The organism is Archangium sp. (assembly GCF_036389735.1).
In the GTDB taxonomy this organism is placed as follows: domain Bacteria; phylum Myxococcota; class Myxococcia; order Myxococcales; family Myxococcaceae; genus Archangium.
Genome location: NZ_DASVWK010000429.1, coordinates 1 through 8,306 on the forward strand (window position 1 = coordinate 1; position 8,306 = coordinate 8,306).

General features: G+C 70.0%; 10 protein-coding genes. 7 read left to right on the top strand and 3 right to left on the bottom strand.

The window, feature by feature from the left end:
• Window positions 1–131 precede the first annotated feature (131 nt).
• The 4 genes from VF794_RS15450 (at window position 132) to VF794_RS15465 (ending at window position 3,867) form a co-directional block, all read left to right on the top strand.
• A complete protein-coding gene (locus VF794_RS15450) occupies window positions 132–650 on the top strand; it encodes a hypothetical protein (protein ID WP_331111111.1) in 519 nt (172 codons plus the stop codon).
• Window positions 651–897: 247 nt separating this feature from the next.
• Window positions 898–1,974: a HAMP domain-containing sensor histidine kinase gene (locus VF794_RS15455; RefSeq protein ID WP_331111113.1), complete on the top strand. Its 1,077-nt coding sequence runs from the start codon at window positions 898–900 to the stop codon at window positions 1,972–1,974.
• A complete protein-coding gene (locus VF794_RS15460; RefSeq protein ID WP_331111115.1) occupies window positions 1,967–3,496 on the top strand; it encodes an ATPase domain-containing protein in 1,530 nt (509 codons plus the stop codon). The genes VF794_RS15455 and VF794_RS15460 overlap by 8 nt, the downstream gene beginning before the upstream one ends.
• On the top strand, window positions 3,493–3,867 hold the full coding sequence (locus VF794_RS15465; protein WP_331111117.1) for a response regulator: 375 nt from the start codon (window positions 3,493–3,495) through the stop codon (window positions 3,865–3,867). The genes VF794_RS15460 and VF794_RS15465 overlap by 4 nt, the downstream gene beginning before the upstream one ends.
• Here the strand turns inward: VF794_RS15465 and VF794_RS15470 are convergent.
• Together VF794_RS15470 and VF794_RS15475 are read right to left on the bottom strand one after the other, a co-directional pair.
• Window positions 3,833–4,957, bottom strand: a complete 1,125-nt coding sequence (locus VF794_RS15470; protein ID WP_331111119.1) for a phospholipase D-like domain-containing protein — start codon at window positions 4,955–4,957, stop codon at window positions 3,833–3,835. The genes VF794_RS15465 and VF794_RS15470 overlap by 35 nt on opposite strands.
• Before the next feature lie 23 nt (window positions 4,958–4,980).
• Window positions 4,981–5,181 (bottom strand): hypothetical protein, encoded by a 201-nt coding sequence (locus tag VF794_RS15475; protein WP_331111121.1) that lies wholly within the window; start codon window positions 5,179–5,181, stop codon window positions 4,981–4,983.
• 211 nt (window positions 5,182–5,392) lie between these two features.
• Here VF794_RS15475 and VF794_RS15480 point away from each other — a divergent pair, with 211 nt between their 5' ends.
• Window positions 5,393–6,403, top strand: a complete 1,011-nt coding sequence (locus tag VF794_RS15480) for a serine/threonine-protein kinase (protein WP_414640910.1) — start codon at window positions 5,393–5,395, stop codon at window positions 6,401–6,403.
• 25 nt (window positions 6,404–6,428) lie between these two features.
• On the top strand, window positions 6,429–6,641 hold the full coding sequence (locus VF794_RS15485; protein ID WP_331111124.1) for a hypothetical protein: 213 nt from the start codon (window positions 6,429–6,431) through the stop codon (window positions 6,639–6,641).
• A 3-nt stretch (window positions 6,642–6,644) separates the two neighbouring features.
• Here the strand turns inward: VF794_RS15485 and queF are convergent, their stop codons facing one another.
• Entirely contained in the window at window positions 6,645–7,049 is a 405-nt protein-coding gene (gene queF, locus VF794_RS15490) for a preQ(1) synthase (protein ID WP_331111125.1), read from the bottom strand.
• 179 nt (window positions 7,050–7,228) lie between these two features.
• On the opposite strand from queF, the gene VF794_RS15495 reads away from it, so the two are divergent.
• Window positions 7,229–8,306 (top strand): GAF domain-containing sensor histidine kinase (locus VF794_RS15495; RefSeq protein ID WP_331111127.1); only part of this gene is annotated, 1,078 nt, incomplete at its 3' end.

Sequence of the window (8,306 nt, forward strand, 5' to 3'; positions counted from 1 at the left end):
GGGCTCGGCGGTCGTCGATCCGCCGAGCAACTGAAGCGCCTGCTCCTCTGGCTCCCTGTATCGAAGGCCAATGCGACAGTGCGTGGGGCGTACCTACCCTCCAAGTTGTAGTTCTACCGGGAGGAAAGACCATGAAGAACGTGAAGGCTGTGTTCGTGGGCGCTCTGGCGGCGGCTCTGCTCTTCGGGACGGGTTGCAAGTCGGGGAATCAACAGGGCGGCGCGGATCAGGGGACGGGCGGCGCGGGCATGAACCAGCAAGGTTCCGGCTCCACGGGTGGTGGAGCCACGGGAGGCTCCGGAGGTGACCTGGGCGGCGGCGCGGGCGACACCGGCGGTTCCGGCGACCTGGGCGGCTCGGGTGACGTCGGCAGCGGCGGCACGGGTGACCTGGGCGGCTCGGGTGATATGGGCGGCGACATCGGTGGTAGCGGTGCGGGTGGCACGGGCAGTGGCGGCGGCACCACGGGTGGCAGCGGCGCGGGTGGTACGGGCAGCGGCACCACGGGTGGCACGGGCACCGGCACCATGGGTGGCACGGGCACTGGCACGGGTACGGGGACCACGGGTGGCTCGACGACCGGCACGGGCGCTGGTGGCACTGGCGCCAGCAAGCATGATGCGGGGACGGGCGGCGGCACGCGCCGCTGAGCCAGGACGGGAGCTGTCACGGAGGATCTGAGCCAGAGCGCGAGAAGCCGCTCGCTCCTCCGGTCGCTCTCCTTCGCGCCTCGTTCCATGAGCGTCGAGCAAGCGACGCTCGGGAACGAGGCGTTTCCTTTCGCGCGGTTGCCATTTACGACCGCATGGCCATTTTGCAGGACCACGGTTACCTCCTGCGAAATCGGGGCCGAGGACGCCAGCCGTTCTCGCGGCGGGGGTGAAAAGGGAGAGGGGTGTGGCGGAGCAGTCCAGCCTGGAGAGCATCCTCGACGACCTCGCCGTTCCGGTGCTGCGCGTGGAAGCGGGGTCCGCCCGGGTGCTGTTCGCCAACGCGGCGGTACGGGCACTGCCCTTCTCCCTCGTTCCCCTGGACCCGACTCCCGTGCTGGACTCGGAGGGGGTTCGGCTGACGCCGGAGCAGCATCCGGTGGCACGGGCCGCGCGCGGGGAGTCGTTGGAGGGCGTGCTCTTCCACTGGGATACCCCCGAGGGCCGTAGGGCCTTCCTGCTGCACGCGCGCATGGACCACTCCCGCTCACCGGGCGTGGCGACGGTGACGTTGCAGGACGTGAGTCCGTGGCAGCGGGCGGAGGCGGACCTGCGGCGGGCGCTCGGGGCGCGCGACACCTTCCTGTCCATTGCCGCGCACGAGCTCAAGTCTCCCATCACCGTGCTCCAACTGGTGGTGGAGCGGTTGATACGCGGAGCCCGCCGGGAGACGACCTTCTCCGGCGCCCAGCTGGCCGAGAGGTTGGAGCCCGCCCTGCGGCACATCCGTCGGCTGGGGATGCTGGTGCAGAACCTGCTCGACGTGAGCCGGGCCCGCAACAACCGCTTCGAGTTGGAGCTCGAGACCTTCGAGCTGGGCTCCCTGGTGCATGAGGTCCGCGAGCACTTCAGCGCGCAGGCGGAGCAGGTGGGCTCGCGGCTGGAGGTGCGGGACTGCCCCCCGGTGGAGGTCCACTGGGACCGGATGCGGATGGAGCAGGCGCTCGGCAACCTCATCACCAACGCCATCAAGTACGGCGCGGGCGGGCCCATCTCGGTCCAGGCCGAGCGGGTGGACGGGGTGGTGTGCCTCCGGGTGGAGGACCGGGGCATCGGCGTGGCCGAGGGCGACCGGGAGCGCATCTTCAACCCGTTCGAGCGGGCCACCTCGGGTCACCGGGTGGAGAGCCTCGGGCTCGGCCTGTTCATCGTGCGGGAGATTGCCCGGGCCCATGGGGGCTCGGTGGGATTGACGGGACGGGACGGCGGAGGCTCCTGCTTCACGCTGTGCCTGCCGGTGAGGGCGACGGGAGAGTATGAGTGAGTCCGAGAAGAGCGGCGAGGTGAGGGACACGCGCGTCAAGAGCAGCATCCCCCGCCTGGATTTCATCCTGAAGGGCGGTCTCAAGCAGGGCGGCACCTATGCGGTGATGGGGCCGCCGGGCAGCGGAAAGACCATCTTCGCCAACCAGCTGTGCTGCAACCACATCGAGAAGAATGGCGGGCGCTGCGTCTACATGACCCTGCTCGTCGAGTCGCACTCGAAGATGGTGGCGCACCTGAACTCGATGAGCTTCTTCAAGCCGGAGTACATCCCCGACCGGCTCTATTACATCAGCGGCTACCAGGAGGTGCGCCGGGACGGCTTCACCGGGCTGCTGGAGCTCATCCGCCGCTCGCTGCGCGAGCGCAAGGCCAACCTCTTCGTCATCGACGGCATGGAGAGCGCGGAGCAGTTCGCCACCAGCCCCCAGGCCTACCGGGAGTTCGTGCACTCGCTCCAGGCCACGGCCAGCCTGCTGGGCTGTACCACGCTGCTGCTCTCCAACGTGCGCGCGCGCACGCATGTGGAGAACGCCCTGGTGGATGGCGTCATCGAGCTGTCCGATCAGCTCATCGGCCCGCGGGCGGTGCGCGAGCTGACGGTGCACAAGTTCCGCGGCGGCGACTACCTGCGTGGGCGCCATGAGGTGGAGATCACCGACGACGGCATGGTCATCCACCCGCGCACGGAGATTCAGTTCGCCAGACCGCCCGAGATCGCCCGCGAGCAGCGCGTCCGGATGGCCTTCGGCCTGCCGCGGCTGGACGAGATGCTCGGAGGCGGACTGCCCTCGGGCTCCACCACCGCGCTGGTGGGGGCGCCGGGCACGGGAAAGACGCTGCTGGGGCTCTCCTTCCTGGTGGAGGGGGCCCGGCAGGGCCAGCACGGCACCTACTTCGGGTTCTACGAGCCGCCGCCCCGTCTCATCGAGAAGGCCGAGGACGTGGGCATCCCCCTGGAGCGGTACGTGAAGGACGGCAGGATCGATCTGGTGTGGCAGCCGCCGCTGGAGCACTTCATGGACTCGCTGGCGGAGCAGCTCCTGGAGAAGATGAAGGGCGAGGCGAAGAAGGAGCGCCGGCGTCTGTTCATCGACGGGGCCGAGGGCTTCCGTGCCGCCGCGGTGTACCCGGACCGGATTCCCCGCTTCCTGTCGGCCCTCACCAACCAACTGCGCATGCAGGACGTGACCACCGTCATGACCGACGAGCTGGAACTCTTCAAGTCCGAGGTGGACCTGCCCACCCCCGAGCTGGCCAACGTGGTGGAGACGGTGCTGCTGCTGCGCTACGTGGAGCTGCGCTCTCAAATCTACCGGCTGCTCTCCATCATGAAGATGCGCGAGAGCCGCTACGACACCTCGCTGCGCGAGTTCCGCATCGAGCCGGAGGGCCTCGACGTGGCCGACTCCTTCGAGAGCGCGGAGGTCATCCTCAGCGGGCACGGGCGCTTGCGAGAGGTGAAGGAGAAGGGGACACGCAAGAAGCCGCGCACGGGCCGGGGTGGCGGGAGGCGGCGGTGAGGACCATCCTGGTCATCGAGGACGAGTTCGACGTGCAGCAGGTGCTCGCGGACGTGCTGCGGGACGAGGGCTACGAGGTGAGCGTCTGCGGCAATGGCCGGGAGGCCCTCGCGTGCCTGCGCAAGCAGCGCCCGGACCTCGTCATCATGGACATGATGATGCCCATCCTCTCCGGCCTCCAGGTGCTCGAGGAGCTGGAGAAGAGCCCCGACTTGAAGGACGTGCCCGTCATCCTCATGAGCGAGACCGCGCTGCCGGCCTCGGAGCCGCGCCGCTGGCGGGTCCTCCTGCGCAAGCCCTTCCGGCTCGAGCAGCTCCTGGAGGCGGTGGCGCGGGTCAGTCCCGGCGGCGCATCCGCCGGGAGCCGATGAAGCTGGCGAGGCGCTCGGAGAAGCGAGCCACCGCGAGCCCCACCACCTCCAGCAGCCAGCGCCGGAGGCCCGAGGGCGCGAGGTCCTCCAGGCGCACGGGACGGGCCTGGCCCAGGTGTCGCTCCACCCACTGCGTGGCCTGGGCGGCCACGGCCGCGTCGTCCACCTCCACCAGCGTCTCCAGGTTCACCAGGGAGAGGGGATCGAGGTTGAAGCTGCCCACCAGCAGGCGCTGGCCGTCCACCACCGCCGCCTTGGCGTGCAGGGTGGTGGCCGTCCACTCGTGGATGTGCACGCCCGCGCGCAGCAGGGTGCGGTACAGGCGCAGGGTGGCCGCGCGAGCGAAGGGCACGTCGCTGCGGCCGGCCAGCAGCAGGTGCACCTCCACCCCGCGCCGCGCCGCGCGCTTGAGGGCGCCCACGAAGCTCCGGTTGGGCAGGAAGTACGCATGGGCCAGCACCACGCGCTGCTCGGCGTGCGCGAGGGCCGCCAGGTAGCGCGCCCGCAGGCGCCGCCCACCGCCGAAGCCGGACAGGAGGATGCGCACCGGGCCCTCCACCAGCGTGGAGGCGCCCGCGTTGAGCCGCGCGCCGAGCCGCGCGCAGAGCTCCCCCCGCAGCTCCAGCGCCAGGTCCGCCCACCCTGGCTGTCCCTCCTGGGCCGCGTAGTGGTCTCCGATGTTGATGCCACCGAGGAAGGCCACCGCGTCATCCACGAGGAGGATCTTCCGGTGGTTGCGCCAGATCCGTCCGAGGAGGATGGAGGTGAGGGGGTTGTGGATGCGGACCTTGATACCGGCCGCGCGCAGGGTGTCCGCCAGCGCGCGGCTCTCTCCGATGGAGCCCCAGCCATCGACGATGACCTTCACCTCGACGCCGCGGTGGGCGGCGGCGGTGAGGGCCGAGACGAAGTGGGTGCCCACGCCCTCGCGCTCGAAGGCATACACCTCCAGGTGTACGCGCCGGGTGGCCGAGGCGATGGCCTCCAGCATACGGGGGTAGGCCTCGGCGCCGCCGTCGAGCAGCACGAGCGACTCCCGCTCCCCTCGGGAGAGGGCGGGGGTGAGGGTATGCGCGGCCTGGGCTCCCATCCGTGGGCGGACGTCGGTGCGCGTCAGTCGTCGTGCTTGCGAGCGCCCTTGCCCTTGCCCTTGTGGCGGCACTTCTCGCCATCCCAGTACTGGCTGGGGTGGCAATCGGGACGGGACTTCAACTCGGACTTCTTCGTCCTGGGCACGTACACGGTGTCACGGACGACGAGGCAGCCGGGGAGGGCGATGAGGAGTGCGGGAAGCAGGAAAAGAGTCTTCTTCATGGCGCGCGCAGCGTAGCGGGTGCCCGGTGTGTGTAGCTCTCTCTTCTTGTGAACAGGAATTTCTACCGCCTGGCTGTCTGCACTCCGAGCGAGTCGACGCCGCGCGCGCGAATTCGGTACCCTCCGCTCCGTGCCCTCCACCGAGAAGCCCGTAGTCAGACATCGCAAGATTGGCGCCTGCCGTGTACTTGGAGAGCTGGGACGCGGAGGCATGGCGCAGGTGTACCGGGGGCTGCACGAGCAGTTGCAGCGCGAGGTCGCCATCAAGGAGATGCTCGCCGACCCCACGCGGGACAAGGAGGCCGTCTCGCGCTTCCGCCGCGAGGCGCTCGCGCTCGCCGCCTTCCGCCACCAGAACATCGTCACGCTCTATGACCTGGTGGAGAAGAACGACGTCCTCTTCATGGTGATGGAGTTCGTGGACGGGCCCACCCTGCACGAGCTCATCAAGGAGGGGCCGCTGCCACCCGAGGTGACCGCCGCCATCGGCGCGCGCATCGCCGCCGCGCTGGAGCACGCCCACTTCCGCCACATCATCCACCGAGATCTCAAGCCGGCCAACGTGATGCTCGCGAAGACGGGCGACGTGAAGCTGATGGACTTCGGCGTGGCCAAGGACGTGGGCCTGGAGGCCCTCACCGCGCAGGGCATGGCGGTGGGCACCCCCTCGTATATGTCCCCCGAGCAGGTGACGGGCGCGCCGGTGGACGGGCGCACGGACCTGTTCGCGCTCGGGGTGCTCCTCTACGAGGCGCTCTCCGGGGCCCGCCCCTTCCTGGGCCGCAACACCGGCGAGGTCTTCGCCCGCATCCGCGATGGGGCCTTCACCCCGCTGCACAAGGTGGCCCCCCACGTCCCCAGGCCGCTGGCGGACATCATCACGCGCGCCCTCCAGGTACGGCCCTCGGACCGCTTCCCCCACGCCGCCGCCATGCGCCGCGAGCTGGAGGCCTTCCTCGCCCCGCGCGTGGGCATGTCCTACGAGGCCTTCCTCGTCGGCTTCCTCCGCCAGCGCCAGAAGCTCACCGAGAGCGAGGCCCTCGCCCACCTCACCCAGGCGGAGCTGCGCGCCGTCACCGACTTCGACGAGCAGTCCAAGTCCTCACGGCCCTGGACCCGGTGGCTCGTCGCCTTCCTCGCCGTCGCCGCGGGGCTGGGCACCGGGCTGGCCCTTACCCAGTCCTATTGGATGGGACTCGTGCGACAATTGAGCATCCGCTGACGCACGCGGCCTCGGAGAGCGCCACATGGGGAAGATCGTCACCGTCGTGCTGGGAATCGCCGTCGTCGTGGGCGGCGCGTATTACGTCCTGAACCACCTGGGTGACGCGTCCACCCCTCGCGAGTCCAGCGCCGCCAAACGGCAGCTCGACAACGTCCACCAGGCCGCTGACCGCATCGAGTCCGATGCGGACAAGCGGGCCCAGGAGCTGGACGAGAAGATGAACCTCGCCCAGTAGGGGCTACTTGCGGCGCGCGGGGGCGCTCTTCTTCGCCTTCGCCCCGCCGTTGGCCTTCTTCTCGTGCGTCACCGTCACCAGCGTCCCGATGCCGCCGCGCACGAAGAAGTCGCCCTCCACCGTCAGCTTCCTCGGCTGGATGGCGCGCACGATGTCGTCGGCGATCGTGTTGGTCACCTTCTCGTGGAAGGCGCCCTCGTTGCGGTACGCCCACATGTAGAGCTTCAGGCTCTTCAGCTCCACGCAGCGCTCGTCCGGCACATAGCGGATCTTGAACTTCGCGAAGTCTGGCTGCCCGGTCAGCGGGCAGAGGCACGTGAACTCCGGCACGTCGAAGGCGATCTCGTAGTCGCGATCCGGCGCCGGGTTGGGGAAGGTCTGGAGGTCCTTGGAAGGCTGTGAAGGCATGGCGGGTGTCGTCTAACACACACAGCGCCGAATGCAGCCTCTCTGTGGTGAACGCTCCCTCCCCTGCCGGGCACCCCCGCTGTCGGGGCCTCAACGCGCCCGCCGTCCAGGGTGGGGCAGGATGGGGCGGCCATCTTGTCTGCCCGGTACCGTGGGCGTACTCCAGGTGTTGGCCCCACATGCTGCCCTCCGATTTCCAGGACATCCTCGCGTGCGTTCCCCAGGCCATGGTCCGCCTCGGGCCGGACCTGCGCGTGGCGTGGTTGGAGCCGGACTTCACCGCCAAGACGGGGGTGGACCTCCGGCCGGGGGACGCGGTGCTCTCCGTGCTGGACGGGGGCCGCGGTCGCGATGCCCTGGAGCGTGCCCTGCGTGAGGGCCGCAGCCACTCGGGCCACGTCATCACCAACGGCCTCAAGCAGATGCGCATCCAGGCCCGGCCCGGCCGCCCCGGCTCGGAGCCCGGCGCCTGGCTCCTCTTCGAGCCCTCCGGCGCCGACGATGACGTCGCCTTCGCCCAGGCCCTCCAGGAGATCGCCCGCGAGGTGGGCGAGACGCTGGACGTGGACAACGTGTGCAAGGCCGCGGTGCTCGCCGTGGTGCGCTGCGCCCAGGTGCGCCGCGCCGAGGTGTACCTCACCGAGGACGGCCAGCCCCTGCGCCGCGTGGCCGTGTCCGACCTGGCCAGCACCGACTCCCCCGAGGATGCGCTCGAGTCGCACGCCGACTCCTTCGAGGCGGCGCTCCTCACCCGCCACCCGCAGATTGGCGTCCAGCGCGGCTATGGCGACGCCGTGGGCTCCATCTTCGCCGCGGTGCCGCTGCTGGCCCCGCATCGCGCCGTGGGGCTGCTCGTCCTCTATAAGGAGCAGGGCACCTCCTTCTCCCTGCGCGAGTTGGACCTGTGGAGCGCCGCGGCCGGGCAGGTGGCGGTGACGGTGGAGAACGCGCGCCTGCTGCGCGAGGCCCAGGCGGCCCTGCGCGTGCGCGAGGAGTTCATGTCCATCGCCTCGCACGAGCTGAAGACGCCCCTCACCCCGCTCAAGCTCATCCTCTACTCGATGGAGCGGCGCCTGGAGCAGGGGCTGCCCGTGGAGCCCTCCACCGTCGTCAAGTCCAAGCGCCAGGTGGACCGGCTCGCGGGGCTGGTGAATGACCTGCTGGACGTGTCGCGGCTGGAGCTGGGCCGGCTGTCACTGGAGCCCGCGCCGCTGGAGCTGGGCCACCTGGTGGCGGAGGTGGTGGACCAGTTCCGCC